Annotated in this window: 1 protein-coding gene and 1 pseudogene; both read right to left on the reverse strand. The window is 64.4% G+C overall.

Annotated elements, in window-relative coordinates:
* Positions 1-829, reverse strand: an 829-nt coding sequence (locus tag AB0J02_RS43605; protein WP_363199481.1) for an alpha-amylase family glycosyl hydrolase, incomplete at its 3' end; no start/stop codon positions are given.
* A 37-nt stretch (positions 830-866) separates the two neighbouring features.
* Positions 867-1,093, reverse strand: a pseudogene (locus tag AB0J02_RS43610) (alpha-1,4-glucan--maltose-1-phosphate maltosyltransferase); the annotation flags it as partial.

Genomic DNA, 1,093 nt, shown 5'->3' on the forward strand with positions numbered 1-1,093 from the left:
AGGGAAAGTCACCGAAGTAGTCGACGACGTCCTCGGGCCACTGATTGGCCTCGGCGAGGATGACCACGTCCGGGTACTGGGCGTCGATCTCCTTGCGGACCCGCTTCAGGAAGTGGTGGGTGGCGGGCAGGTTCTCGCAGTTGGTGCCCTCCTCCGCGTACAGGTAGGGCACCGCGTCGAGGCGGAAGCCGTCGATGCCCAGGTCGAGCCAGAACCGCAGGGCGGCCAGGATCTCCTCCTGCACGGCCGGGTTCTCGTAGTTGAGGTCCGGCTGGTGGGAGAAGAAGCGGTGCCAGAAGTACTGCTTGCGGACGGGGTCGAAGGTCCAGTTCGAGGCTTCGGTGTCGACGAAGATGATCCGGGCGTCCTGGTACTGCTTGTCGTCGTCGGCCCAGACGTAGTAGTCGCCGTAGGGGCCCTCCGGGTCGGAGCGCGACTGCTGGAACCACTCGTGCTGGTCGCTCGTGTGGTTCATGACGAAGTCGATGATCACGCGCATGCCGCGCTGGTGCGCCGCGTCCACGAACTCCACGAAGTCCGCCAGATCACCGAACTCGGGAAGCACCGACGTGTAGTCGGATACGTCGTAACCGCCGTCCCTCAGTGGCGACTTGAAGAACGGGGGGAGCCAGAGGCAGTCGACCCCGAGCCACTGCAGGTAGTCGAGCTTCGCCGTGATGCCCTTCAGGTCACCGACGCCGTCGCCGTTGCTGTCCTGAAAGGAGCGGACCAGCACCTCGTAGAAGACGGCACGCTTGAACCAGTCAGGATCCCGGTCCTTGGCGGGGGTGTCCTCGAAGGTGTCCGGGACAGGCTCATTCATGATCATGGTGTGGGTGACCCTCCGATTCCCTTTTCCAGAGAATTCATCGCGGCGTGGACGGTCGCAGGACGGTGAGAATGTGCGCGGGGGCGGTGCCCGGTTCCAGGCGCACGTAATTCGTCCTGCCCCAATGGTGGGTGTCGCCGGTGAGCTCGTCGCGCACCGAGGTGGACTCGTGCCAGCCAAGCCCTAGTTGCGGCATGTCCAACGAGACGGTCGCCTCCTGGGTGTGGTGCGGGTCGAGGTTGACGACCACCAGAACCGTGTTGG

It is taken from the genome of Streptomyces sp. NPDC050264 (assembly GCF_040655895.1).
In the GTDB taxonomy this organism is placed as follows: Bacteria; Actinomycetota; Actinomycetes; order Streptomycetales; family Streptomycetaceae; genus Streptomyces.